Origin of the sequence: Shewanella sp. SM95, assembly GCF_025653595.1 — a bacterium.
Lineage (GTDB): Bacteria > Pseudomonadota > Gammaproteobacteria > Enterobacterales > Shewanellaceae > Shewanella > Shewanella oncorhynchi.
On record NZ_JAKKSE010000032.1, the window covers coordinates 1 to 25,599 of the forward strand.

Genomic DNA, 25,599 nt, shown 5'->3' on the forward strand with positions numbered 1-25,599 from the left:
TGACCGGATCGTAAGCTCGAGCATGAAGGGCTCTGGCGTCCATATCATTGCTTAAACGCCAAAGGTAATCCCTCACTCGAAGTGCATTTTCACTGCCTAACGCATTCCAGCGGGGTAATTTTGAAAGTCCTGTAGCTGAATTATCGGTTTTACCAACAAGGGTGCAGGTCACGCAGCCAAACCGTGCCTTACCCCCACAACCACTGTTTTTCTGCCCCACAATGATGTCGCAAACCTCATTTGAGCCATTGCCATAAAGCTCTAACAGAAGACCGAAGTTAGTCAGGTAAGTATCGATGACGATACCTGGGACTCGTTTAATGGGATTGCTACCGGCTATCCGAAGCAGGTCAAATACCTGTTCAGTTTCCCAGTGTTTAATCGGCGCCAGCTTATACATTTTGGAGCCAGCGGCTTCTACCTGTGCCATATCAGCCAGAATTGAGCCTGCCGTAATCAAGCTAAGCCCCTGCTTCTTCATGTTGCCTGCGCGGTGATGACTTTCGGCAATGCGACTGCCTACACAGCTAACCAGTTTGTAGCAGCTGCATTCACTGTACTTTTTAATCGCTTGCTTAATGTAGCGCTCGGACGGGTCTATTTTGAGAATAATGCTGCAATCTTGGTGACGTGTAACCGAAGGCACCAGTTTTTGCCCCCCAGTATACTTGATAAAATACTGGTCATTGATTGGCGGCTGAATAATGTCGTAGCAGAGATTAATCCCAATTTGCTTTCCAAACTCCAGTAATCGCTTACGGACATAATGGACGTACATTTTAAGCGCGATGGCTTCAGCCCCCGTATCCACGGTGACGACGAGTAATGGTCTCGATGGCTCGACTAAGCCAGCCTGAATGGATTGGCGATAGGCTTCGACTGCCATTAACACCACGACTGAACTGTCTTTCCCTGAGAGCCCACAATGCAACACCACCGGCTCACTTTCAATGAGTGTGCGAAGCGCAGAAACACCTTGGTTGAATTGCTCATAGACTACTTTTAAATTTTCTTGGTCTTGTGCATCGAACTGGAAAATGTCTACGAGCTGTTGGGGGTTGTTCATTGTGAATGTCGCCTTGATCAGAGATGACTAGATGATCTCGCACATCGCAATTCACGCAAATTTCCGCTTTAAAGCCCCAGAAATAACCCATTCAATCAGCAAAATTTGCCAGATCTCGGGTTCGTGAAATCATGTCTCTATCAATTTCGATGGAGCTAAACCGATGGCCACAACAGAACATCAATCAACACTTTTGCCACTGACACTTTTCAAGGCTAAAGAAGGCCTAAGCAATAAAGCCGGAGTCACGATATACGAAGGCGTGATTACTTTCGAAGAGCTCGCCAAGCACTTTCCCGTAGAGGCCAACAGTGACGTTTTAAGCGAGCAACTGAAACGCCAGCGGGATGTGGACTCAGGTCGTGTTAACGCCCTAAAGCGGTACTGGCAGGAAACCGACGCGGCAGTATTCCCGAATATGACTTTCTTCTGTAATGAGTTGACCGTCTTAGAAGAAATGAAGATAGGTAATCGGTCCGTGGTCACTGCGGAACTTCCTGCAACGGCTGACAGATTTATTGCTGACGGCCAAGGCCGAGCCACTTTTATTAAATGGCTGTTAGCCCAATACAAAGATCATTTTAATGATTTCACCGTCAGCTTTAAGCTCATTCATATCGCTGACGAATCTCTTACCACTCCGTTTGCGACAAAGCTAATACGCCAATTATTCAGTGATTACCATGTATCACTAAAAAAACCAAATAAATCAATTAGTCACCACTTTAACAGCCGTACACCGTTTGCTGCGTTATGTCATGAATTGCTTGAAATGGAAATTAGCCAAGGCAAACGACTCAAAGACCGAATAGGGCTGCACGGTAAAATCAATTGTGGAACAATGTGGAAATTCGACCAATTCAAAGCGATGGTTCTGAAGTTCATAGGAGTCTCAGCTTCTACAGCTGACAAATCATTAGCTGACGCAGAGCACTTTGAAGTCACGCTAGGAATTTGCCGGGATTTTCTGAAGGAAGCAATCTCCAAATTCCCAGTAAACATGCTCGATGGCCAAGACTACAAATCTCAGCATGAGGCCGCCATGTTTACGAAAGTAGTGTTCACCAATGGCTTAGGTCTACTTGGTAGATCAATATTTGATGCAATTGTGGTGAACGGCACGGGGGATGACTCTTTCAGTGTGTTCCAAAATCTGAATCTACCCATTGCAGATAAAGCGGATAAATTTTGGATAAAGCACAGCGTAGTCACTCACGAAGACCACAAGATAGTTCGCGGTAGCGATAAACGAATTGGCGCTCTACTGTGTCAACACCTGAAGGTATTTCCTACGTTGGAGCTAATGGCATGATCGTCGACCTGAAAGATTATCGCTGTCCAAATGCGCAAGTGGCACTAACAAGAGTGCTTGAAGCATTTGAAATCTGCAGCACCAACGAGCTAACAATCATCACAATTGAGCCCTCTCTAGAGCGAGCACTGGTCCATAGGATTGAACACATGAGCTATACGATGTTGATAACCCAGGCAACATCGCGAGATATCACAGATGAGATTGTGACCGCTTGGGGTGTGGATGTTGACGAAGATGATATTTCAGATGTTGACCAACAACATACACTTGTTGTTACTAAGCAAAGAACGGTTTAGATGTATTTTAGGGTATAAATTTTTTCAATTGGTTGCTAATCAATAATCAGCGCGGTATATATCCTTAATGCGGCATTGTGTTTCTTTTATTTTTAGTCGAGGTATGGGATGGGTATTGGTTCGGATTTGATGGTCGAGTTCGGCGAGGAAGAGCACGAAGATAACATTAGACATGAGATTGCATACAGAGCTGCCGTCTATGTCTTGTTTAATGGCTCTGACAGATTAGCAGCTATTCAAGCTGCGACTGGGCATGTTCTAGCACAGCATGAAGCTATTGCTAATCAAGAATATGCAGAGGATGAAGATGTAATTACTTTTTATGATCCTCGCCTTAATGATAGCCCTGTGCCTTTTCAATATCAGGCACAGATATCAGCTATTCAAGCAGAATTGATTAATTTGATTTAAGTTGCCTCAAAGTAGTTAATTATCATAATAAGCGCCCTTCGGGCGTTTTTTGCTTTCCGTGACGTTCTGGCCATCGGCTAAAGGCCACGGAAACGATGGAAAATGCAAAAGTTTAAAAATATCGCTTGCCTCAGTATGACAATTGTCATACACTATGTTTAAGGTTAGTGCGTCGTGCGTTAACCATCGGAGAGCCGAAGCGCATAAGCGGGTGAGGCGAAGGAAAGTATCATGGCAAATCTATCAATCAAATCTCGTAAAACTGGTGAAACTTTTAACTTCTGGATGCCGTTAGACGGAGGATATATTCGTCTTGAATCCCAAGGTCGCAGCGGGACTTTAGGCAGACAAATTTGTGTGGGCGGTGGCTTCATGGGTAACACACTTTCCGCACGTTCTGAGGCCAGCTTTGAAAAGCAATGTCGTAGCTGGTATCGCGCTTACATGCGCAATCAATCAAATATCTAACATCAAATTTATTAAGCCCTGTAATACAGGGCTTTGGAGTCTTATGAGCCAATTACCGCGCAATCCGAGTTTTACCCCGTCCCCAAAATTAAGGGCAAACCTTGAGGAAAGGAGAGAAGGGACGACCGAGCGCCTAAATCAGATTTGGGATCGCTACGAATATTTGCAACTCCAAGCGGGGATTCACTTAGAGTCAGCAGAAAAGCAAGTGTTGTTAAATGTGCTTTCTGGCTCATTTATCGAGCCGTCTTTTATCGAGCATTTGGCGCATGAGATCATAGATTCTGATGATTACATCGAGGGAATAGATGCTGCCAAGACGCTCTACGAAAAAGTTAAAAACGCCACTTATGCTGAATTGTTAGCTACCGTAGAGCGGCTTGGATACTGAACAAGTCCTCCAAAACTAGCGCCCTTCGGGGCGCTTTTGCTTTCCGTGAAAGGCTTACGGAATACCGTGTTAAACTGATTAGGCAGTGAAAAAATCCTATTGTCTGCATATCCCCAAATAAAGAGGAAATACAGACAATGAGCCGCGCTGACGCACTAACACCTGCCCAAATCAATCGAGTCCTGAAAACCTGCCAACTCATGCAGCATAGCGAAGGTAAACGCTGTGCTGTTGTACTTTCTCACGCCGCTATGCGCGTGACTGAGATTGCACTACTCAAAACTGAACACATCCTTTTTGCCAATGGCAAAATCAAAGAAGAAATCCACCTACCAGCCAGCATTTGTAAGATGTTGAAACCAAGAACCGTTTGGCTTACAAACAAAACATCGATGGAGATTATTCAGCAATGGATTGATCACCGCTTAGTTAAAAAGTGGGGCGTATCTGGCCGCGCTGACTTCCAAGGATTAATACCCGAGTCACGGTTTCTGTATACAGTTCGTGGTGCTCCTTACTCGATACAGCCGAAACCAAGGAAGCTCGAATCAGGAGAGGTACGAGAGTATTGGGCTTGTGACTCGCTAGAGCAGGCTATGAGGGAGATCTACAGGAAATGCGGATTACCCTTGGCATCCTCACATTCAGGCCGTAAATCGCTTTCTACGAATGCAGTAGTCAATGGCGTCCCGATTGAAACAGTAGCGCGAATACTAGGCCACGCCAGCCCTGAAACTACTATCGACTATGTTGTTATTCAACCAAAGCGAATCGAAGAAATGTGCGGTCTTGATTGGGTTTAACTTGTTGCCATTTATGAGCGAATAGCGCACACTGTAAAGTTGTTAGTTTCGTAAAATTTTGAGGAATTTATGGCGGAATCCGCAGATAAAGAGGCTTTTTCGGCATATTGCCGCGCTCAAGTTGGACTTGATGCAAAAGAGGTGGCAGATCTTGCCAAAGTACCCCGCCGCACGTTCTATGATTGGTGGGCAACTCGACGTACTGCTGTTGAATTGATCGTAGATGGTATTAAACATCGCAATAGCAAAAATGTGTGAATATCGCACATTACTTGTTGACTTGTGAGCGGTATTCGCTCACAATAAGCTAAGTTGAGTAATTGTGCTGAGGCTACAAAATGAGTATAAGAGAAGTATTAGATTATTTTTCTGCTGCTGTTAGAAAGCGTTGGGATAATGCTTGTTACTCAGTAGCTTGTGATATAGAAGCTAACAAACATTATGGCGACAAAGACTCCTTAGTTTTCCAAGCAAAACTATTTATCAAGACCTTCTTTAAAATCAAACGGAAAGTCTAAAAAATGACTGTAATTGTATCGGCTCCGTCTTATTTCAAATTTATCACGCAAGATTGTAATGTGTTTTTTAATCGCCAGTGGGATGAGAAGCGAAAAGCATTAATGCTTAATTTGACTTGGATTGATGACTTAGAAAACAAGCTCGACGAGAAATTTAGTCGCGACTACGAAAGTGATGATTTTCCATGCTACGATCTTTGGCCGCGAATTTGGTTTAACACATTCAATCAGTGCTCTAGGGACTCACACATCGAAGCGAAAGAGTACCTAAGCAAATTTCAATACTTCAAGATTGAAAATTGCGAGTTGTACCTAGATGACGATAAAGAAGAAGTGTATTTCTCAACACCACACTACGATCATGGCTCTATTGTTAAGATGATGGCAACTGACGATTATGACTCTGCTTTAACTGCGGCTTACGCCTATCTGAACGAGTATCGAGAATGGGAGATTCAACACAAAGCTAATTGGGAACATGCAAATTTGCTTTCTATGACAAACAATTCTGCGGATCATGATTCGCTTGTTGGTACGTTGCAAGAATGTGATGGTTGCAGTGCGTATACAACGATAGTTAGAGAAGACTTAAACGGCAATGTTTTTTGTCAAGCGTGTTCCTTTGGCGATGTGACACATCGTTAATTAATCGCGGAAAATCACGAATGGAAGAAAAACATCATTACCATGTATTTTATATTGGTTTGTCAAATCAGACAGGTCAGCAAGTTCAATGCACAGTGACTATCCTGAGTGTAATGCCAATTCAGTATCAATCTGATTTAAATGACATAAAAGCGTACATTGAGACAAATTACAATGTGAGTGATGTGGCTATTGTTAATTGGATGCCCCTTCTTGGGTTGGAACGTGCAGAATCTAAGTGCAATTAAAACTAACGGAATTTAAAGAGTAATTCGTGTCGCTGAAACCAAACCATGACATAGCAGCATACCTAGGAACAAGTACTTAGCTAAAACATATAACCATACATTGACATAAAATGTACTCATAGTCTGACAAATAGGAGCAACTATAAAATAACTAAAGTGAGAAACTGTAATTTTACTACGAATGTCTATTAAACCTTAGCAAAATCACTTTGGGACAATTCTGAGTTAAAGTCTTAACTCTAATTCGTCAATTTCAGATAAAAATTTCTATGGGGATAATACCCTCTTAAAGTAATAGAAAAACAAACTCCTAAATGGGTATCTTTGAGATCCCAATCAATACTATGTACCGTATTGAAATTTTAACCTTACAGTCGTTTACGACTCAGAGAAAACCAAGTTTGTTGCTATGACTATGTAACTGGCCTATTAGGTTTGCAAACCGCAAAAATTAGATGTCAACTTCTTCCAGGCAGTCATCATCGTAACTAAGTAATGTATAAATAAACCCGTCTTTGAGTACAATTGAGCTTGCATATAACTCCAGTAACTTCATGCCATCTCGCTCTGGTGTAACCCAATCTATCGGGTCTACAACGTCAAAGTCACTAGGAAATGCCTCTTGGCTGACATTTGTACAAGAATCCAATTGCTCTGAGGATAGGTTAGTTTGGTTTATATAAAAATTAAAATGCTTTGTAGGAACAAAACGCTTAAATTGCTTGTTTTGGTGGATTACCATCGCCACAGGCGCTTTCTCAAGCCATGATAGTCTTCTAAAAACAGCCTCCAAAGAGGTGTCGCATAGATCGGATATTTGTTTGATGTTATGCCAGTTTACGTCGCCATCAGTCAAAGACTTAACCAATCGCTTTGGCATTAGTAGCCCAGATGCAAAGCCATTAGCTTGGCGTTCGAGCGGATCTTTAAAATAATCTCCAAGCTCAGAGTTGCCACACGCAAAATCTTGAGAGGAGCCTTGCATTATGTGCATACAAACGTGGCCTGCTTCATGTGCCGCAGTGAAATTTAGCCGCCGAGAATCTGGAATATTGCTATTAATAATAATTCCAGCCCCATCTTGACTACCGATTGCCTTACCTAAAAACTGATCGGATACAAATGCATGGAATTCCATTCTGATAGGAAAGCTTTCGTCTGAAACGGCATTAATAAATTGAATTACTTTGATCGGTAACTGATCAAAACCCAGATCTTCAAGTAAAGATTCGGCCTCCATTGCTCCTTTTTGTTCTTCCATACCAACTCCTTACTTCTTGGTGAAGCGTTCCATCATTTCTCGCAATATACGCTGATCCTGTTCTGGCAGCTTATCAAGTTCTCCCCATTTTCGGTAGAACTCAATCGTTTTATCTCCAGAATCTTCTGGTGCATCTTCTCCTGTTATTTCATAAGGTTTAACACCCAATGCCGAAGCGATTTTCCTCAGCACAACAATAGTTGGCATTCGGCCTTCGTCCTTTTCGATCATGCTCAGTGCTGCCGCTGTTATCCCAGCTTCGCTAGCGAGCCTTGCCTGTGTCCAGCCAAGTAATTCTCGCATGTGCTTTATGTTTTTGCTGATAAGTGCGGCTTGCTGAAGTTTGTCAGCCATAAAATAACCCTCCGTTAATTTTTATATTAACAGCAGTTGATCTATTTAGCTAGAAGGCGTATGTTTGTAAACGATGGTTAATAAATTAACTTCTGTTAATAACCAGCGAGAGCGACATAGGTGTAGGTGCAGACCTTGTTCACCTGTGAGTTTGTCTTAGAGAGATTTGCAGTGAACAAATTTATAAGAGGTAGCTAACTATGTCTTTACAAAACCAATTCTCAAAATTTCACGACAAAATTAAATTAGGACGAGAGGATGATACTTACCGGGAAGCCAGGTCGAAGGACTCTAGTATCCTGGATGATTTAAGGGATGAATTTAAAAACGCAGGTTATCCAATAATTGAAACGTTTATTCAAGGTTCTTTAAGCACGCATACAGGCATAAAGCACCCAGTGGCTGACTTTGATATCGATAGAGCAGTTGTTATTGATGCAGATAATGCTCCTGATGATCCGGTTGAAGTTAAAAAACTTGTTCTAAAAGTTTTGGAAAAGCGTGGTTTTAAAAACGCAAGAATAAAAAAGCCTTGTGTCACTGCTGACTACATGAATTTAAACCTACATATCGACATAGTCATATACCGGAAACTAGGTCAGCAGTATGAACTGGCAGTCGGTAAGTTGAACTCAAATGTAGAAAACCGTGTGTGGTCTCCTGCAGAGCCAAAAAAACTGATAGAACATATTAATGATAGCAGCCAATACATCGGCTCTGCAGACCTGAAAATCAGACAGGTCAAACGTTTGGTCAGATACGTAAAACGCTGGAGAGATGAAAAATTCGGCCAAAATGTAGGCAAAAAAGTGTTTTCAATTGGACTCACACTAATGTTGAAAGATAAGTTCAGTCCATCTATCAGCAATGACGGTAAACTCAGTGACTTGCAATCGCTACGCGACACTGTTTCAGCAATTTTGAATGCCAATTATTTCCAGTGGGTTGATGATGGTAAGTACAAAATCGATGTGCGGTTACCGGTTCAACCATACAGAAATGTTTTTGAAAACAGTAGTATTGACACAGGAACACAGCTCTATAACAAGCTAAATGCAATGTTGACTAAACTCGATCAAGCATTAAACGAAGATTCTTTGCGTAAACAATGTGAAATCTTGCAAGGACTGTTCGGTGGTGACTTTGAAGTACCAGAAAAGGAGCAAGACAGTAATGCCAAAAAAGTGGCTTACAGTAGCGCTGGGGTAGTTGGAACGTCACAGGGGGCATAGTGTGCTAAGCGAAATAAAACAGCACCTTATCAACCAGGGCTTCAACTGCACAACCAGTGAAGTAGCTGGAGGTGAGAGGATCGTAGTGGAAACAACGATCCTTAATCATGGTATACAATTAATGCTGGTAGCAGATCCTCCCTACTACCGCCTGCCCGAATTTTTCTTAATTAACCCTGATTCCATTGGCAGGTTGGCTCATGTCTCTGTTCATGAATATGCAGGGATTCAGATTGGCACTGTTTGTGTTAATGCTCCAGAGTCACTGTCAGTAAATTTCGAACAACCACTATTAGTCGTAGAAGAATCGCTTCGGAGGCATATCTTGTTGTTAGAGAAATGCATAACGAATCCAGATTGGAACCATAGTGAATTGCTTCGTGAGTTCTCCAGTGAATGGTTGCGAATCTGTGCTCCAGATAGCTTTAAACCCCTACTGGCAAATATCGCAAGGCCGGTTCTACAAACATTATCGGTATATAGGCCAGTAGGTGGCAAGCAATTTGGCATCGAAAGCCACTATATGGTTCATCCGGCTGACGATTCGCTTTCGGTTATCAGTGATATTCAATTATCTATAGATAAGGGTAATCGACGCATAGCAGGAAAAGCGGTTGTTATTCCAATCGAGACACTTACTCCTGCACCTAAACATTCAGATGCTCTCGATGAATGGTATTTAAATACAATATCTTCGCTACCGGTAAAGGTTAGAAGTGATTTACAACAAAAATACGGTCAATGGCGTGAAACTGCTTATTGGCTCGTGTTTACTGCCAAAACTGTTAATGATGAACGTACTTGGTTCGCACTGAAACTTAGCGGTAAAACCAAAAATGCGCTACCACTATCAGATGAAAAGCTGAAAAACTGGAAATTGGAAGCTTTACCAATACGGCTATTCAATCAAGAGAATACTGTGGAACGTGGTGGAGGCATTCTGTCGTTAGCAGACAAAAAGGTAGCAGTGATAGGTGTTGGCTCAGTAGGCTGTGAAATTGCGCATAAGTTATCTGCTGCCGGAGTCAGGCATCTTACGTTAGTAGATCCTGATGTATACGAAATCAATAATCTGTATCGCCATGTTTTAGAACAGCATTGGGTAGGAGCACCTAAAACCGCAGCCCTAAGTGTCGCTCTTCAACGACAATTCCCCTGGTCTTGTGCACAATGGAAATTAGATAAACTGATGGAGTTTGCTCGCAGTAGCCGTATGAATGATTTTGACCTGATTGTCATTGCTATAGGCAATCCGACCCAGGAACGGTTGTTTAAACAATACCTTTTGGATAACAACTCAAAAGTTGCTGTCATGAACAGTTGGTTGGAAGGTTTTGGCGTTGGCGGCCACGCAACATTAGATATCCCTAGTTCAGAGGGATGTTTATTGTGCTCTTACGTTTGCCAAGAAACAGGTGTAAGAGGGCTTGTGTCAAATATGAATTTTATCGAACCCAATCAGGTAACCATGAAAAATATCGCTGGCTGTGGGGAACAATTTATTTCATATGGCGCAGCAAGTTCGGCTCAAACAGCTGTAATGGCAGCAAATTTGGCCATTCGGTATTTGGAAGGCAAACAAGCAAAGTCATGTAAAGTCAGTTGGAAGGGCTTAGATGAAGATGCAATGGCGGAGGGCATCAGGCTGACTCATCGTTACTACAATTTCAGCAGTTCGCTTGAATACTTACCTTTGGTTGATGAGGACTGTGATGTCTGCACTCATTGAGCAAGATACGGGCATCAAAGATACGAAAATTTACCTTTCCGAAGAACTAATTGACGTTTGGTATTCTTACAGGCAGATGTCACGTGATAGAAGTGAAGCTTTTGGAGCATTAATTGGTTCTCAGTCCGCTGACGCTAATGAATTTTGGCTAGAACACTGTACTACCCCTCAGAAAGAAGATTCTGCCACCAGAGTTAACTTTAATATGCGTGCTCCTCATCACCAGAAATCAGTTAATTCTTATTACGAAAGTTCGCATGGCAAACTAGGCTACTTGGGTACATGGCACACACATCCTGAACCAACACCCACCCCATCGTATATAGATATTGCAGATTGGAAGAAATGCATAAAACGTAACCCTGACAGAGAATTAGTCTTTGTAATTGTTGGTCAGAAAGACGTCTGTATCTTTCGGGAAATTAACGGGTCATTTAAACGAATTTTTAAGGAACAAATCGATGACTGACGAGAGGCTACATTTTCATCAAGCATGTTTTTATCCCATAGAGTCAATTGACAAGCTCGCAGAGTTTCTATTGGGCATTAAGACTTTTTTTGTGTGGGAGCATGTTGGATTACTTACCGATGAGCGTGTAAAAAACCAGATATATATATTGTATTCACATGAGTTCCGAGCCAGTTTTCGGCTTAACGTAATTGATGCGGAGCTTAAGGATGCTCTAACATTGATGGATTGTGGGGATAGTCTTGAGGTTCGCCACCTCCAGGGTCGCAACATATCTCAAAACGAATATGGAACAATAGAGTCGCTATTTAAAATATGGAATTCCTGTGTTAGCCAATCTAGAGTCTTGCCAGTCAATGACGTTATCGACTATATCTCTAGGAATATCGAACAGCGATTTAATAAAGGTCGTGGTAAAGATTTCACACAGTCCACAATTAATCAAGTGATGCGTGATAGTCATGGCTATTGTATGTTTGAAGGCTGCGGGGATAGATTGGATATTGATGATCTGACGGGGACATCTGGTAACTATTCATACTTGGCTCACAATGTTGCGTCATCCGAGAGTGGCCCAAGGGGTATACCTTATCTATCCGAAGAACTTTCTAATGAGCCAGCTAATATCTTGCTTCTATGCGACAAACACCACCGATTAATAGATCGAGTTGCGTGTGCTGATTACCCTGCATCCAGACTTACTCAAATGCGAACCGAGTTTTTAATTAATACTGAGAAATTACTTGAAGGACTGAGTTTCCAGCCTATTCCTGTATTTTCAGTTCTTTGGCCGGTAGGAGGCCATGTTGTTTCTCCCCCTGAATCAAGAGACATTGCAGGAAGCTTATCTAGGTTAAGAACTCGCATGAGAGGAGCATTGAATAATCTTAGTGACAATGAACGCCGATACAGAACCAAACCTGAACGGTTTACCAAAGAAATGGATGAAATTGTTACAGAGGAAGCAGAAACCATAGTTAATCAAACAAAAAATTATGGATATCGAGCGGCGCTATTCGCATTTGGGCCAATGCCTGCTTTGATCGGATTAGGAGCGTGTCTAGGAAATAAATCTGAAATCACGCCAATGCTCAGATACCGAGATGGAAACTGCTGGGTTTGGCCTCAGGATTCTCGCTCAGAAACACCTTACAAGGTGAACTGGAAGAGCGAAATAGGAAAATCATCAGAAGTCACGATCTCTATAGCATTAACTCAATATCCTGAAGTAATGAAAAAGACTGCAACAGCTCTCGGTTATCCTGAGATTGAAATCGTAGCCAAGCAAATGGGTAATGCGGCGATCCCGCATCCGGAAAACGGGTTAGAATTAAAAAGTGAACTTCATGCAATACTGCAAAAACTTCATGACCAATTTTCTGTGAAGCGTGTTCACTTGCTCATCTGTGCATCTAACGCTGCTTGTGTATTCATAGGTCAAGCCTTTGATCTCTATCAGCCAGCACTTCTTGTATATGACTTCGATGGTGACGAAATGAGGTCTAAACTGTCGATAACTCAAGTAAACGGAAAAGTTAATCTATCAATACCTCAATGAGTAGCCATCGTTAGAAGAGCCACTCTGTAGCATTACTAAAATTTGGTCAACTGGCGGTTTACAGAGGAGTAAGGATACATATGACTTTTAAGATTTTAAGCATTGATGGCGGTGGAATACGAGGGGTTTACCCTGCGCACATACTTAAATGTTTCGAAGAAAAACTCGGAATCAATCTCTTAGAGTCATTCGACATGATAGCTGGCACTAGTACGGGTTCCATAATAGCGGCTGGTGTTGCCTGCGACATCCGCGCAACCGAAATAGTTAACATGTACAAAGAACATGGCGAAGATATTTTCAAAAAGAAAAAGTCGAGAATACCTTTTAAGAAGCTTCGAAACATTACGCAACCGTTGCTTGAAAGCGTCTATGACTGTGGCAGTTTATATAAAGTTCTTAAAGGTGTTTTCAACGATAGTACGCTTGGGCAAATTGCCAAGCCTCTGATTCTACCTGCAACGGATGTTGGTAACGGCGGAGTTCATGTATTTAAATCGGCTTATGACCCAACGTTTAATCGCGATAGGTTGGTCAAAGTCAGAGATGCTGTTCTAGCATCTTGCTCAGCCCCAACATATTTTGACCCTCATAAAGTTGATGAGTACTTGTTATCAGATGGTGGTCTGTGGGCAAACAACCCAGCATTAGTGGCTGTTATCGATGCCCAAAAACGACTGGGGATAAATTACGATGATATACAAGTGGTATCCATCGGCACCGGTCATTCCAAAGTCGCCTATGGTTTAAAGCACAAGGGAGACTGGGGTCTTGCAACGGGCTGGAGGCATAAAGAATTTATAAGTTTCATGCTATCGCTTCAGAGCCAAAGCGCGTTGAATTATCTAAAGCTTCATTTGAAGCCTGAGCAAATATTAAGAATTGATTTTGAGTCAGATACTGATCTGCCACTCGATGACGTTTCTGAAATCGATAATTTGATCAGTTTAGCCGACAAGAATTTTACATATGGAAGTAAAGAGATTAGCAACTTTGTCTTAGGAGGAAATGTATCGTGACTCAAATAGTTTCTAGGGAAGAGGCCCTATTAACAGCGGCGAAAAAGTTGGATATTTCACCGACTAAATATAAGCAAGCGATTGATCGCTTTAATTCAATGAAAACGCACCTAGAGCAAGGTAACTATCCTGGAACATTTCGTGTCCCAGAGGTATACCTTCAAGGCTCTTTTAAGCTTGGAACAGAAATCCGCCCATTCAAAAATAGTAAAGATGCAGATTATGACATTGATTTGGTCTGCAACTTGGGGCATTCAAAACAGGCTGTACTAGCCTCCACTGTAAAAAATCAGGTTGGGGAACGGATTAAAGAGAATGGCACTTATTCCCGATTGTTAGATGATGAAGGAAAGCGCTGCTGGACTCTTAACTATGCTGAAGATGATGGGGTTGGATTCCATATGGATATACTCCCTTCTGTTGTAGAAAACAGTTTATTAGCCCGACCTCAATCAATTGCAGCTACAAATAAAGATCAAGAAAACAGCTACTCTTGGACAACGAGCAACCCGAAAGGATTTGCTGCATGGTTTTACGAAAGAAATGGCACTGTATTTGAACAAGCAAAATTAACTCAGAAACAACGCATCTTCAACAATCAAAGACAGTTGTACAATTCGATTGACGATGTTCCAAATATCCACGTTAAAACGCCGTTGCAGAGGGCCATTCAGCTATTAAAGAGACACCGTGACGTAAGGTTTTCACAATCAGATATTGAAACCTTCAAACCAATCTCAATGATCATTACTGTATTAGCTGCCAATAGTTATAACAATGAAGCAACTATCTATGACACGTTGAGAAATCTAATATCATCTTTAAACCAGCACTCTCATCAATTAAGCAATAGCTTTGTTTTTAATGATTACTACGCAAGAAATACCTACACATTGATAACTCGCACATCTGATGGGAAGTGGCTTATCCCCAACCCTGCTAATCCGGGAGAAAACTTCGCTGACCGATGGCATGAGGATGATAACGCAAGAGCAAAAGCTTTTTTCCGATGGGTGGATTGGCTCAGAGACGATTTCATCAATATTGATACCTTTATCGAGGAAGATAAGTTAACTAAGTCACTTGTTGATGTATACAAACCAACAAATCTACCTGCACTAAGCTTTAATGTGCCCCATAAGGAACAACTTCGATACCCTATTGTTGCAAACATATATTCAGCGAATATAAAAGCAAGTTATAAATCCAACATATATTGGAAAGAGTTTCAGTCTGGACAGCCTTTACTCAAAGGAAAGGAGTTAAAGTTCAAACTTAAGACTAATGTTCCTGCACCGTTCGACGTTTATTGGCAGGTAGTAAACACAGGTCAAGAGGCGGCAAATGTAGGGCAGCTTAGGGGGGAAATATCTACTCAATCAAACACGTCTGCAGACGAAATTTATCGAACAGAATCCACCTCCTACACTGGTGATCATTGGGTTGAGGGATTCGTCATCAAAGATCGTGTATGCGTTGCGAGAACTGGTGAATTTGTCGTAAGCGTCAGAGATAGGTTCGCTGTATGAATAACGTGAACTTCCAAGAAGAATTAAGTGCAAAAACTACAACACTTACGCTGCTAACTAATCTAGGCGTTGTAACATTACAAAAATTTGGTCAACTGATGAAATTCTGTAATGACGGCAAAAAGTTTCTCTGGCACGCTTTGGGGCAATATTGATTTACATTGGGAAGTGGTCATTTTCATATGATTCAATCAACGAAATCCATTTTTCAAGTTCGTCACCTTCGGCGGTATTAGGCAATGCATCAAACAGTTCGTCAATTCGCTTTAAAGCAGCTCAATACTCTTCTTCAGAACTTATTGATTTCTCTACACTATAAGGAATGACCTCTTTTCCAACAGAGGGGGCATCAAGCAATTCTGCTAAATCATTAGGTATTGGGGCCGTTGGATCACATTTTGAGAGCAATGTATTGAATTTCGAATTCTTCATTTAGTTCCTCCAGTCAAATCGCAAATGATCCTGAATACAATGTGGAGCAATACCAAAATATGGTCAACCCAACAGGACCGAACATTACAACTTCGGCCACAGATAAATTGAAAAGGGTCAAAATTAGCATTTTATCATAGGCAAACAGTCCCACTTGGTTGTGTACTGAGGGCTAAGCAGTTCTCGCCGCATAGCCCACTTTTGTTCGATTCCCTGTGCAGCTAAGAACAGCGTATCACGGCCATACCTAAAGTTAATGCCATCAAGCGCTTGCATCAAAGCAGGATTAGCTTTTGGCGCATTAAATAAGTCGAATTGCTGACGCTTGTCACAAACGAGGTTGATGAGCCCAACTCCGATTTTGTAGTAACGTACACCTTCTCTGAATAATTTGGGTGCAGCCGCTGAGACAGCCTGCGTCATTTCGACCGTGCTATTTGTCGCACATGGGAAATGGATCAGCGTTTTAAAGCTTTTAGGTTGATCATCAAAAGGCGAATTACTGGCGAACAGTAGCATTGATTTGCAACTAGATCCCTGTGCCCTTGCCTTCGCTGCTGCAATTCCAACATGCTTACTCAATGCCTGCAGTAAAGAGTTAAAATCGGTTATCCGCTCACCAACTGAACGAGTTGAAAATATCTGCTGTTTATCGGCTCTTGCCTGATCCCATTGTTTGCACTCGATGCCATTTAGCTCACGAACCGTACGCTCGATTTCAATGCTAAATTGCTTACGAGCATGCCCTGCAGGCATTTGTGCTAGGTCGTAGGCCGTTTTAATATTCATCAACTCTAGTTTTTTACTAATAGGGGACGATAGAGAAAACGGACAAAATCGTACGCTAAGCGTGCGGCCTGTCAGGTTGAGGCCCTAGAGGTTGCAGGCGAGTCGTCAGAAAATGCTGGAATCGGCCCTATTCTGACACTGCCCAAGGTTCCGGCCTGACGCCCAGTTAGGGCATGCCTCAATCTGACGGCTGCGAACCGCCAGGGACAGGCGCAATGTCAGATTCTGTCGCGGCCTTGGCGCGTGCCTGGAAGCGTTCATAGCAATCCAGCCCGCAGAAATGTTCGACGTATTCCGCGCCTTCCGGGGTGAAGGCGGCATCGAGCGGAATTTCTTTGCAGCATACGCAGCAGGTGGTGCAACTGGCAGTGTTCGGGGCGTTTGCGTTCATGGTGGTACTCCTCCAGATTGGTAGCGAAGCTCAAAGCTGCCCACTCTCGGCTGGCTGGGAAGCGGTCATGATCTTCCCTTGAAGGCCCGCAGCAGCCGCGTCACAGACAGGACAAACAAGCCGGTCAGCGTGAGGGCTGCAATACCCCAGTGCTCCCCGATGAACGCGCCGGCCGTCGTGCCGGCTAGCACAATGGCGAGAATCGGCAAATGGCAGGGACAGGTGAGCACGGCCAGCGCGCCCCACAAGTAGCCGGTGATCGGTTTGTGCGTCTCAGACGGCAAGTGCTCTGGGCTGTTCATGGCAGACTCTCCGCGTGCTGTGCCGGTTCGGTTGGCATGGCGGCCAGTTGCATTTCGAGGCTGGCCAGGGCCTCGCGCCGACGCTCGACGAGTTGCCGCAACACGGCAAGCTGCGCAGACGCACCGTCACCGTCCGCAGCATCCAGCGCCCGGCACAGCCGCGCCAGTGCGTCCAGGCCGATACCCGCTTCGAAGGCAGCCCGTACAAAGCGCAGCCGTTGCAACGCGGTGTCATCGAACAAGCCGTAGCCGCCCGTGGTGTACGCGACCGGCCGTAGCAATCCGCGCAGCAGGTAGTCGCGCACGATATGCACGCTCACCCCGGCATCAAGGGCCAGCCGGGACACTGTGTAGGCGCTCATTGAACACCTCCTTTTCCTCATCCGGCGCAGCACGAAAGCTGCTTCACGTCCTTGCTGAAGGTCTGCGCCGCGAGCTTCAGCCCTTCGACCATGGTCAGGTAGGGGAACAATTGGTCGGCCAGTTCCTGCACGGTCATACGGTTGCGAATGGCGAGCACCGCCGTCTGGATCAGTTCACCCGCTTCCGGGGCCACCGCTTGCACGCCGATGAGCCGTCCGCTACCTTCCTCGATGACCAGCTTGATGAAGCCGCGTGTGTCGAAGTTGGCAAGCGCACGCGGCACGTTATCCAGTGTTAGCAGGCGACTGTCGGTCTCGATCCCGTCGTGATGTGCTTCCGCCTCGCTGTAGCCCACGGTGGCGACCTGCGGGTCGGTGAACACCACGGCCGGCATTGCGGTCAGGTCCAGGGCCGCATCGCCGCCAGTCATGTTGATCGCCGCACGAGTGCCGGCCGCTGCCGCCACATAGACGAACTGCGGCTGGTCGGTGCAGTCGCCGGCCGCGTAGATGTTCGGGCTACTGGTGCGCATGCCCTTGTCGATGACGATGGCCCCCTGCGCATTGACGGCTACCCCCGCCGCTTCCAATGCCAGGCTGCGCGTGTTCGGTGTCCGGCCGGTGGCGACCAGCAGCTTGTCGGCGCGCAATTCACCGTGCGTGGTGGTCAGCACGAATTCACCGTCCATATGGGCGACCTGGCTGGCTTGCGTGTGCTCCAGCACCTCGATGCCCTCGGCACGGAAAGCGGCTGTCACCGCCTCGCCGATGGCCGGGTCTTCACGGAAGAACAAGGTATTGCGCGCCAGGGCCGTGACCTTGCTGCCCAGCCGGGCAAAGGCTTGCGCCAGCTCCAGCGCCACCACCGACGAGCCGATTACGGCAAGGCGTTCGGGAATGGTGTCGCTCGCCAGGGCCTCGGTGGAAGTCCAGTAGGGTGACTCTTTCAAGCCCGGAATCGGCGGGACCGCCGGGCTGGCACCCGTGGCGACCAGGCAGCGGTCGAACATCACGACGCGCTCGCCACCCTCGTTCAAACTAACGATAAGGCTCTGGTCGTCCTTGAAACGCGCTTCACCGTGCAGAACGGTGATGGCTGAATTGCCGTCCAGGATGCCTTCGTACTTGGCATGACGGAGTTCTTCGACACGGGCCTGCTGCTGGGCCAGCAGCCGCTCGCGCAAGATCGTCGGCGGTGTGGGTGGCATGCCGCCGTCGAATGGGCTTTCCCGGCGCAGATGGGCGATGTGGGCGGCGCGGATCATGATCTTGGACGGCACACAACCGACGTTGACGCAGGTGCCGCCGATGGTGCCGCGCTCAATCAGCGTGACCTGCGCGCCTTGCTCGACGGCCTTCAGTGCTGCCGCCATCGCGGCTCCACCGCTACCAATGACGACGACCTGCAACGGGCGTTCGTTGCCACTGGGCTTATCAGCGGCCCCTATCCAGCCGCGCATCTTGTCGAGCAGGCCGGCGCGGTTGTCCGTCGGTGGCGCATCGGCAAGCGTTGCCTCGTAGCCCAGTCCGGCCACGGCGGTAGTCAGCGCATCCGATGACGTGCCCGCCTCAATGGCGAGTTGCGCTGTGCCCTTCGGATAGGACACCAGCGCCGATTGCACGCCGGGCACTTTCTCCAAGGCTTCCTTGACGTGAGCCGCGCACGAGTCGCAGGTCATCCCGGTGATTTTCAGGGTGGTCATGTATTTTTCCTTTTCTGTGGTGGCTACGGCTGTTGCCGTCAGCCACGTTGTTCTGGCAATTCACAGCTGTCCGGCCCGCAGCGGCGATGTGCTGGCGAGATGAAATCCCAGACCGACACCCCAACCATCAAGGCCAGGCCGACATAGAGCAGTCCACCGCTCTGCCAGCCGTAAGCCCGCATTAAAAACACCGCTGCCAGCACCAAGATCGGGCCTATCGTGCCGAGCGCCGTGCGTCGCCACTGTCGATGATTGAGCCAAGCGATAGCATTGGCGAGTAACGCGATGCCGGCGAACATCGGCAGCAGGATGCCAATGAATAGCCCCTCGTACTGGCTCAAGAAGCCCAGTCCGATGGCCGCGCCAAAGCTGGCGATGGCAGGAAAACAGGCGGCGCAGCCCATCGCGGAAACGACGCTGCCGAGCGCGCCGGTTTTGCCAGCGATGCGCGTGATGAGTCCCATGTGTCGCTCCCGAGTTCGGTTAACGGATCAGCGTTTGAGGCTGGACGGATAGCCCGCGTCCTCGGTCGCCTTGGTCAACTTCTGGACGTTGGTCTTGGCATCGTCGAAGGTGACGACGGCCTGGCGCTTGTCGAAACTTACGTCGGTCTTGCTCACGCCCTCAACCTTGGAAAGCGCGTGCTTGACAGTGATCGGGCAAGAGGCGCAGGTCATGCCAGGCACGGACAGCGTGACGGTCTGGGTGGCGGCCCACACGGGGGCAACAACGGCAGCGAGGGCGAGGGCGGCAAACAGTTTTTTCATGATGAACTCCTGTGATTAATAGAAAAATGGCATGACGTAGGGAAATCCGAGCGAGACCAGGACCAGCGCGGCCACGATCCAGAAAATGAGCTTGTAAGTAGCTCGCACTTGGGGAATCGCGCAGACCTCACCCGGTTTGCAGGCTTGCGCCGGGCGGTAGATGCGCCGCCAGGCGAAAAACAGCGCGACCAGCGCTGCGCCGATGAAGATCGGGCGATAGGGTTCCAGCACCGTCAGGTTGCCGATCCATGCCCCGCTGAACCCCAAGGCGATCAAAACCAGCGGCCCCAGGCAGCAGGCCGACGCAAGAATGGCGGCCAGCCCACCGGCGAAGAGCGCGCCGCGCCCGTTTTGTGGTTCAGACTTTTGTGGTTCAGACTTTTGTGGTTCAGACTTTTGTGGTTCAGACATACGCTTGTCCTTTCAAATTTGGTTTGGATAGCTTAAGCTTACTTCCGTAGTTATGTACGGAGTCAAGCGATATGCAAATTAATTTTGAGAATCTGACCATTGGCGTTTTTGCCAAGGCGGCCGGGGTCAATGTGGAGACCATCCGGTTCTACCAGCGCAAGGGCCTGCTGCCGGAGCCAGACAAGCCCTATGGCAGCATTCGCCGCTATGGCGAGGCGGATGTAACACGAGTGCGGTTCGTGAAATCGGCCCAGCGGCTGGGCTTTAGCCTGGACGAAATCGCCGAGCTACTGCGGCTGGAGGATGGCACCCATTGCGAGGAAGCCAGCGGCCTGGCCGAGCACAAGCTCAAGGATGTGCGCGAGAAGATGGCCGACTTGGCACGCATGGAGGCCGTGCTGTCTGAACTGGTGTGCGCCTGCCATGCGCGGAAAGGGAACGTTTCCTGCCCGCTGATTGCGTCACTGCAAGACGGAACGAAGCTCGCTGCATCGGCGCGGGGGAGTCACGGGGTGACTACGCCTTAGCGTGCTTTATTTTCCGAATTCTGAGACGACCCCAACTAGCGAAATGTTACAGATTTAATAGGGGTCTTAGTCTGCGAATCTTCATGGGAGACGGGACTAATCAGAGCCCTCGCTCTTGGATAACATTAGACGCTCGCGCGCAAAATTCCACCCATTCCGATAAGGCGGCGTATAGAGCCTTAGCGGCATCTGAGGTTGGCGCGTACTTATCTCTGTCGCAAGCCCATCTGGTGAACCGCTTCAGGGTATGCAGGCATCGTAGTCAGTGTCTGAGGGTCGGTTGAGGTCAATTTTGACTTCAAGAATCTAGACGTGGAGGGGAGGCCTCATGCCCGGCAAGACTTTAATTTCCATTGGCATGAGGCGCATGTTATTCGTGAACAGGCAAGATCCAAGTTTAAGCTTGTTTACTGATATTTTGCGGAGCCGATGAACTTAGAGAAATGCTCGCACCATATTTGGACCGTTGTAAACTCGTTGACGTTGACGCTTGCAGGAATGGTTTTCTTGAAATTCCCGAAGTTTTTCAATTCGCCAATCAGAATTGCTTCTTTCTTTATGTCCAAAAACGATTCTTTGTCGGTGGCTTGTTTCTTTGTCAGGTAAATTTTGTAGTCTGGACCAGGTGCTACATCACCTTTAAATACAATTTCGTTATCCGTAACAAAAAGTTGTCCATTCGCCCAGTGAAGGGCGTCGCTGCCTTTCTGATCTTTCTTGAACTCTCCGCTATACTTTGCCACCTTTTGCACTTCTTCAATTTCGGCGATGGTGGCGTTTTCTTGTGCTGTCAAAATCGGAAGTATATAGATCCCTAGCCCAACTCCCGCGCCAAACAGAGCCAGGTGGGACGCGAGCAGAATTATTTTTAATTGCTTTTTCATGGGTTGCCTCATGCAGTGAGTTATTTGGTGTGTCCATCATAATAGCTGGTTGCAGGATCTGAGTGCAACACGGTTATTGAATTGAAGCGGGAGCATCATGCCGCATCACCACGGCTTCTTGCATCACTTCGCCCATCACCTCGATCGGGCATTTGAAGTCGAAGCGTTTGCGCGGTCGCATATTCAGTTGCAAAGCGATGGCGTCCAGGGCTTCCTGACTATGCACCGACAAGTCCGTGCCCTTGGGCAGGTACTGGCGGATCAGTCCATTGATGTTCTCATTGCTGCCGCGTTGCCAGGGGCTGTGCGGGTCGCAGAAGTAGATCGCCACCCCGGTCCGCTGGGTGATCTCGGCGTGCCGCGCCATCTCCCGGCCCTGGTCGTAGGTCATGCTCTTGCGCACCGCCAGCGGCATGCCATTGAGCGCCGCACTGAAGCCCTCCAGCGCCGAGGTCGCCGTCGCGTCGGCCATCTTGATCAGCATCAGGTAGCCGCTGGTACGCTCCACCAAGGTGCCCACCGCCGAGGCATTGGCCTTGCCCTTGATCAGGTCGCCCTCCCAATGGCCTGGCATCAGCCGGTCTTCGACCTCCGGCGGGCGCACGTGGATGCTGAGCATTTCAGGGATCTGGCCGCGCCGATCGACGCCGCCAGAGCGCGGCCTGCGACTCGTCTTGCCCTGGCGCAGGCAGATGATCAGCTCCTTGCGCAGGCCACCGACCGGCAGGGCGTAGATCGCGTTATAGATCGTCTCGCGGCAGACGTAGGCCTCTCTGAGGCTGGGTATGTTCATGCTGCGCAGCTTGCCGGCAATCTGCTCGGGAGACAAACCCTCACGCAGCATATGGACGACCAGCTCGAAGCGCTCACTGCCCGGCAGCAGCTTGCACTGAGGCCTGCAGACCTGGCGGCGGACCTGCATCTGCTGCTGGGCAGCACAGGCCTGGTAGCGGGTGCCAGGGGCCCGGTTGCGGCGCAGCTCCCGGCTGATGGTCGAGGGGGAGCGGCCGAGCATCCGGGCAATTCGCCGCTGGCTGAAACCTTGGGCAAGGCCGAGTTGAAGGGTCGCACGTTCGGGGATACTGAGTTCGTGATAGGACATAGTGGCAGCACCGTACCGGAAAGGTCAGGTGTTGCACTCAGTTTTTGCGGCCGCCGTGCGTGATATGGCTTTGAGGGGAGGTAGTCGAAAGAATATTGGTATCTTTTGGGAGTTCTAAGTTTCGACCCGTCACTGGTAAATTCTGGCGCATAAGAGCCTCAAGGGTTGGCTGTTTTATTTTATTGTATTCGGCATTAAGCCCAATTTCTTGAGCGTTACGATAAAGCTAAATAACTGTGCGAAATAGTAGATCACTCAGGTAAGGGAACTCAATGCAGTTTGCGCGATCAGATCAGTCGCCAAACAAACCAAACCCACAAACGCATTGAGTATGAACAAAATAGCATTTTTGTACGGCGCTGAACAATGATTGACGATCTAACGCTCCAGAACCAAATCAGGGATCTGGCTTTAGCGAGTCGGAGCGAACCGACCGATGGTTGGCGTACCGAAGAGCTTGACCCTAAGTTGTGGAACGGTTGGCGTAAAATGATTCAGGGGGACCGGCTAGAAATCGCTGAATACGATCTGACGGCTAAGGTTAGCCAAGGGGACTCTCCTAGTGACAAGCCCGGAGTGGTTGAAGGTCTAAAACAAAGAATAAGGGCTTACAACTTTAGTAAACAAAGGACGTCATCAATAGCAGTGATATAAAAAGTTATCTTTGCCGCCCCGATAAGGCTTTACGGGGCGACTAAGTCTCACCCAACCGACAATTCCGATAGTTTCAGAATAAGCTTTGAGTTTTCTAAGATTGGAATTACTACACCACAGCACGTACTCGAGATACTACAAATAGCTTTTTGGTAGGACCGATACCGAATAAATATCCATAATACATCAGGAGAAACTTTTTTTAATTTTCTGTAACCGGTCATAAATCAGTGGCGGATAATTTGCATGATATTCACCACACTCTGGGCAATGCTCTTGTTTTAGGTACGCTTGATTGTCGAGATCTTGATAAGGAAAAACGCTGAAGAGAAGTTCGTGCTGCATAAGCGTTTTATAAAAACTCTTATGATAAGGTGCAATCTCGCTGTCTTTGATTTTGTCGAAATATAGGTCAACGCTGTTCAAAATGCTCATAATTTCTTTAACCCCGTCGAACCTTAAAATGTCGTCATCTTTGTGAATATCAACATCTAAGCTCTCTAGATCCTCAATGAAACATTTAATCGCTCGCCGGGAATGCAAAAGGATCATTTGCGACTTGCCATCAATCATCTTTTCCTGATCGTAGCTAAAATTTTTAATGTTTCTTTCGACGAACATATAAAGTTCGTGAAGCTGATTCAACTCGTGCCTCAGTTGCTCCTTCGTATATTCCTTTTCGATTTGCTGATGGAGGATGCCATTAGCGTCAATCTGAGCTTTTAACACCAGAAAGAGAAGCACTGAACCCAGAATTTGTACAAATGGGCTTGAAATACCTCCAAGAACATCTCCTATTTCGCCATAACCTTTCAAATATTGCAGCGGAAGAAGAGGTGCAAACAAAGGGATAAGCAGGCAAGCCGCACCACCAATGACTATGACCCAGAAAGCTATTTTGGTAACAGGAGAGTTATAGATATTCATTTTTACACCTTTTCAGAATTTTCTTTTCTGTACGCGCTAGGAGTTTTGCCAATTTTTTTCTTAAACAACTTTTGAAAGTGTTCATGTGCCGGATACCCAATGGCTTCACTCACTTCGGGAACAGACTTACCGGATTCTTTAAGCAGCTGCTTTGCTTTTTCAAGCCGACAATAGGTTAAATAATCAAGAGGTGTCATGCCTGACAGCTCCTTAAATTTGACGCTGTAGTTCGTACGCGACATCCCCGCAATCCCGGCGAGATCGTCAAGACCCCATTTTTTATCGAGACTATGATGAATAGCTTCCAAGGTTTTGCTGAGTTGCGGATTTTCGATCAGTTTGAAGAATCCAGCATTTTTATTGGATTTGTACATGTGGATTCTTAACGCTTGCACGAAGATAATTTCGGTCAGCTTTCTGACTAACGTGTTGCTTCCAGGAAGCCCTGATTTTGCTTCCTGCTCTATAATACTTAAAAGCATGGCAAGCCAAGGCGAGTGGGAGTTATCAGCACTCTTGATATGCACGACATTTGGCAGCGAATTTAAGAATGGATGATCGGGTCCGCCATTAAAACAAAAATGTCCGCAAACGACGTTGGCTTTGAGCTTGCTCTGATCACCGTATTCCAAAACTTGAGCTTCGGTGAGGTTGGCTTTAGCTCTAAATTCGACCGCAGGCTCGGCCTTGATTTTTGGTGCACTGGCCATGGTGTGCTCCATCCCTTTGAAAAAGATCAAAATATCGCCCTGCTCCGCCAATGCTTTAAGTTTAAGTTTTGGCACCTCATACCAAAACTCGCCATGAGTCACGATGTGAAATCTCGCTAGATTCTCTTCCTGCGGGAGGCTGATGCCCCAGTCTCCCGCAAATGAGGTTCTATACCAGTAGCTGCTAGTAAGCTCTACCTTATCTAAAATTTCACTGAGAACATCCATATATAGCTCCTACGTAAACTGTCCAATAGGTCATGTTATACGAACTATTGAACATATTATATCTATTTTACATGCTGTAAAGTCAGTCTAATCAGTAA

33 protein-coding genes and 1 pseudogene are annotated in these 25,599 nt (G+C 46.6%); 18 read left to right on the forward strand and 16 right to left on the reverse strand.

What is annotated here, in order from left to right; translation table 11 throughout:
- Positions 1-1,066, reverse strand: a 1,066-nt coding sequence (locus L5M29_RS21705; RefSeq protein WP_263170045.1) for a phosphoadenosine phosphosulfate reductase family protein, incomplete at its 3' end; no start/stop codon positions are given.
- Between the two features lie 163 nt (positions 1,067-1,229).
- On the opposite strand from L5M29_RS21705, the gene L5M29_RS21710 reads away from it, so the two are divergent.
- The 10 genes from L5M29_RS21710 (at position 1,230) to L5M29_RS21755 (ending at position 6,161) form a co-directional block, all read left to right on the forward strand.
- Positions 1,230-2,378 (forward strand): DGQHR domain-containing protein, encoded by a 1,149-nt coding sequence (locus tag L5M29_RS21710; RefSeq protein ID WP_011711674.1) that lies wholly within the window; start codon positions 1,230-1,232, stop codon positions 2,376-2,378.
- Complete coding sequence (locus tag L5M29_RS21715) at positions 2,375-2,677, forward strand: hypothetical protein (RefSeq protein WP_041413373.1); 303 nt, start codon at positions 2,375-2,377, stop codon at positions 2,675-2,677. The genes L5M29_RS21710 and L5M29_RS21715 overlap by 4 nt, the downstream gene beginning before the upstream one ends.
- A 108-nt stretch (positions 2,678-2,785) precedes the next feature.
- Positions 2,786-3,088, forward strand: a complete 303-nt coding sequence (locus tag L5M29_RS21720; protein WP_011711673.1) for a hypothetical protein — start codon at positions 2,786-2,788, stop codon at positions 3,086-3,088.
- 231 nt (positions 3,089-3,319) lie between these two features.
- Positions 3,320-3,556 (forward strand): hypothetical protein, encoded by a 237-nt coding sequence (locus L5M29_RS21725; RefSeq protein ID WP_049796112.1) that lies wholly within the window; start codon positions 3,320-3,322, stop codon positions 3,554-3,556.
- A 43-nt stretch (positions 3,557-3,599) separates the two neighbouring features.
- Positions 3,600-3,947, forward strand: a complete 348-nt coding sequence (locus tag L5M29_RS21730; protein WP_011711672.1) for a hypothetical protein — start codon at positions 3,600-3,602, stop codon at positions 3,945-3,947.
- 137 nt (positions 3,948-4,084) lie between these two features.
- A complete protein-coding gene (locus tag L5M29_RS21735) occupies positions 4,085-4,750 on the forward strand; it encodes a tyrosine-type recombinase/integrase (RefSeq protein WP_011711671.1) in 666 nt (221 codons plus the stop codon).
- A gap of 69 nt (positions 4,751-4,819) precedes the next feature.
- A complete protein-coding gene (locus tag L5M29_RS21740) occupies positions 4,820-5,008 on the forward strand; it encodes a hypothetical protein (RefSeq protein WP_041413370.1) in 189 nt (62 codons plus the stop codon).
- An 80-nt stretch (positions 5,009-5,088) separates the two neighbouring features.
- The gene (locus L5M29_RS21745; RefSeq protein WP_069453480.1) at positions 5,089-5,268 is read left to right on the forward strand and encodes a hypothetical protein; all 180 of its coding nucleotides are present in this window, start codon (positions 5,089-5,091) and stop codon (positions 5,266-5,268) included.
- Positions 5,269-5,271: 3 nt separating this feature from the next.
- A complete protein-coding gene (locus L5M29_RS21750) occupies positions 5,272-5,913 on the forward strand; it encodes a hypothetical protein (protein WP_069453481.1) in 642 nt (213 codons plus the stop codon).
- Positions 5,914-5,933: 20 nt separating this feature from the next.
- Positions 5,934-6,161, forward strand: a complete 228-nt coding sequence (locus tag L5M29_RS21755; protein WP_069453482.1) for a hypothetical protein — start codon at positions 5,934-5,936, stop codon at positions 6,159-6,161.
- A 451-nt stretch (positions 6,162-6,612) separates the two neighbouring features.
- On the opposite strand, the gene L5M29_RS21760 is transcribed toward L5M29_RS21755, so the two are convergent.
- Both L5M29_RS21760 and L5M29_RS21765 read right to left on the reverse strand, forming a co-directional pair.
- Positions 6,613-7,422, reverse strand: a complete 810-nt coding sequence (locus tag L5M29_RS21760) for an ImmA/IrrE family metallo-endopeptidase (RefSeq protein ID WP_011711670.1) — start codon at positions 7,420-7,422, stop codon at positions 6,613-6,615.
- A 9-nt stretch (positions 7,423-7,431) separates the two neighbouring features.
- A complete protein-coding gene (locus L5M29_RS21765) occupies positions 7,432-7,776 on the reverse strand; it encodes a helix-turn-helix domain-containing protein (protein ID WP_011711669.1) in 345 nt (114 codons plus the stop codon).
- A 200-nt stretch (positions 7,777-7,976) separates the two neighbouring features.
- Between L5M29_RS21765 and L5M29_RS21770 the strand changes: the two genes are divergently transcribed.
- From L5M29_RS21770 to L5M29_RS21795, 6 genes are all read left to right on the forward strand, one after another.
- On the forward strand, positions 7,977-9,008 hold the full coding sequence (locus L5M29_RS21770; protein ID WP_011711668.1) for a nucleotidyltransferase: 1,032 nt from the start codon (positions 7,977-7,979) through the stop codon (positions 9,006-9,008).
- Positions 9,009-9,093: 85 nt separating this feature from the next.
- Entirely contained in the window at positions 9,094-10,737 is a 1,644-nt protein-coding gene (locus L5M29_RS21775) for a ThiF family adenylyltransferase (protein ID WP_243578511.1), read from the forward strand.
- Positions 10,721-11,206: a Mov34/MPN/PAD-1 family protein gene (locus tag L5M29_RS21780; RefSeq protein ID WP_049796111.1), complete on the forward strand. Its 486-nt coding sequence runs from the start codon at positions 10,721-10,723 to the stop codon at positions 11,204-11,206. The genes L5M29_RS21775 and L5M29_RS21780 overlap by 17 nt, the downstream gene beginning before the upstream one ends.
- Positions 11,199-12,764: an SAVED domain-containing protein gene (locus L5M29_RS21785; RefSeq protein ID WP_011711665.1), complete on the forward strand. Its 1,566-nt coding sequence runs from the start codon at positions 11,199-11,201 to the stop codon at positions 12,762-12,764. Before L5M29_RS21780 ends, L5M29_RS21785 begins: the two co-directional genes overlap by 8 nt.
- Positions 12,765-12,844: 80 nt before the next feature.
- Complete coding sequence (locus L5M29_RS21790) at positions 12,845-13,783, forward strand: CBASS cGAMP-activated phospholipase (protein ID WP_011711664.1); 939 nt, start codon at positions 12,845-12,847, stop codon at positions 13,781-13,783.
- Positions 13,780-15,312, forward strand: coding sequence for a nucleotidyltransferase (locus L5M29_RS21795; protein WP_011711663.1), 1,533 nt, complete (start codon positions 13,780-13,782; stop codon positions 15,310-15,312). Before L5M29_RS21790 ends, L5M29_RS21795 begins: the two co-directional genes overlap by 4 nt.
- A gap of 276 nt (positions 15,313-15,588) precedes the next feature.
- On the opposite strand, the gene L5M29_RS21800 is transcribed toward L5M29_RS21795, so the two are convergent.
- The 9 genes and pseudogenes from L5M29_RS21800 to merT all read right to left on the reverse strand — a co-directional run bounded on the left by L5M29_RS21800 (position 15,589) and on the right by merT (position 20,469).
- Positions 15,589-15,744, reverse strand: a complete 156-nt coding sequence (locus L5M29_RS21800) for a hypothetical protein (RefSeq protein ID WP_226770039.1) — start codon at positions 15,742-15,744, stop codon at positions 15,589-15,591.
- 123 nt (positions 15,745-15,867) lie between these two features.
- Positions 15,868-16,554, reverse strand: a pseudogene (locus L5M29_RS21805) (DUF4113 domain-containing protein); the annotation flags it as partial.
- Positions 16,555-16,711: 157 nt separating this feature from the next.
- Positions 16,712-16,924, reverse strand: a complete 213-nt coding sequence (locus L5M29_RS21810; protein ID WP_000993245.1) for a DUF3330 domain-containing protein — start codon at positions 16,922-16,924, stop codon at positions 16,712-16,714.
- Positions 16,925-16,989: 65 nt separating this feature from the next.
- Entirely contained in the window at positions 16,990-17,226 is a 237-nt protein-coding gene (merE, locus tag L5M29_RS21815; protein ID WP_001087807.1) for a broad-spectrum mercury transporter MerE, read from the reverse strand.
- Positions 17,223-17,588 (reverse strand): mercury resistance co-regulator MerD, encoded by a 366-nt coding sequence (gene merD / locus L5M29_RS21820; protein WP_001277466.1) that lies wholly within the window; start codon positions 17,586-17,588, stop codon positions 17,223-17,225. The genes merE and merD overlap by 4 nt, the downstream gene beginning before the upstream one ends.
- Positions 17,589-17,605: 17 nt before the next feature.
- Positions 17,606-19,291, reverse strand: a complete 1,686-nt coding sequence (merA, locus tag L5M29_RS21825) for a mercury(II) reductase (protein ID WP_000209296.1) — start codon at positions 19,289-19,291, stop codon at positions 17,606-17,608.
- 38 nt (positions 19,292-19,329) lie between these two features.
- On the reverse strand, positions 19,330-19,755 hold the full coding sequence (gene merC / locus L5M29_RS21830) for an organomercurial transporter MerC (RefSeq protein WP_000522996.1): 426 nt from the start codon (positions 19,753-19,755) through the stop codon (positions 19,330-19,332).
- 27 nt (positions 19,756-19,782) lie between these two features.
- Positions 19,783-20,058 (reverse strand): mercury resistance system periplasmic binding protein MerP, encoded by a 276-nt coding sequence (merP, locus tag L5M29_RS21835; RefSeq protein WP_000732275.1) that lies wholly within the window; start codon positions 20,056-20,058, stop codon positions 19,783-19,785.
- Between the two features lie 15 nt (positions 20,059-20,073).
- Positions 20,074-20,469: a mercuric ion transporter MerT gene (merT, locus tag L5M29_RS21840; protein WP_001294653.1), complete on the reverse strand. Its 396-nt coding sequence runs from the start codon at positions 20,467-20,469 to the stop codon at positions 20,074-20,076.
- Between the two features lie 71 nt (positions 20,470-20,540).
- Here merT and merR point away from each other — a divergent pair, with 71 nt between their 5' ends.
- The gene (merR, locus tag L5M29_RS21845; protein WP_001166628.1) at positions 20,541-20,996 is read left to right on the forward strand and encodes an Hg(II)-responsive transcriptional regulator; all 456 of its coding nucleotides are present in this window, start codon (positions 20,541-20,543) and stop codon (positions 20,994-20,996) included.
- 407 nt (positions 20,997-21,403) lie between these two features.
- On the opposite strand, the gene L5M29_RS21850 is transcribed toward merR, so the two are convergent.
- Positions 21,404-21,880 carry a DM13 domain-containing protein gene (locus L5M29_RS21850; RefSeq protein ID WP_011711661.1) on the reverse strand — a complete coding sequence of 159 codons (477 nt, stop codon included), beginning with the start codon at positions 21,878-21,880 and terminating at the stop codon, positions 21,404-21,406.
- A 73-nt stretch (positions 21,881-21,953) separates the two neighbouring features.
- Positions 21,954-22,982 carry an IS30-like element ISShes10 family transposase gene (locus L5M29_RS21855; protein ID WP_011711660.1) on the reverse strand — a complete coding sequence of 343 codons (1,029 nt, stop codon included), beginning with the start codon at positions 22,980-22,982 and terminating at the stop codon, positions 21,954-21,956.
- Between the two features lie 366 nt (positions 22,983-23,348).
- On the opposite strand from L5M29_RS21855, the gene L5M29_RS21860 reads away from it, so the two are divergent.
- Positions 23,349-23,636 carry a hypothetical protein gene (locus tag L5M29_RS21860; RefSeq protein ID WP_004911214.1) on the forward strand — a complete coding sequence of 96 codons (288 nt, stop codon included), beginning with the start codon at positions 23,349-23,351 and terminating at the stop codon, positions 23,634-23,636.
- Positions 23,637-23,822: 186 nt separating this feature from the next.
- Here L5M29_RS21860 and L5M29_RS21865 read toward each other — a convergent pair whose 3' ends face one another.
- Positions 23,823-24,563, reverse strand: a complete 741-nt coding sequence (locus tag L5M29_RS21865; RefSeq protein WP_011711659.1) for a hypothetical protein — start codon at positions 24,561-24,563, stop codon at positions 23,823-23,825.
- 2 nt (positions 24,564-24,565) lie between these two features.
- On the reverse strand, positions 24,566-25,501 hold the full coding sequence (locus L5M29_RS21870; protein WP_002123001.1) for an AraC family transcriptional regulator: 936 nt from the start codon (positions 25,499-25,501) through the stop codon (positions 24,566-24,568).
- Positions 25,502-25,599 lie beyond the last annotated feature (98 nt).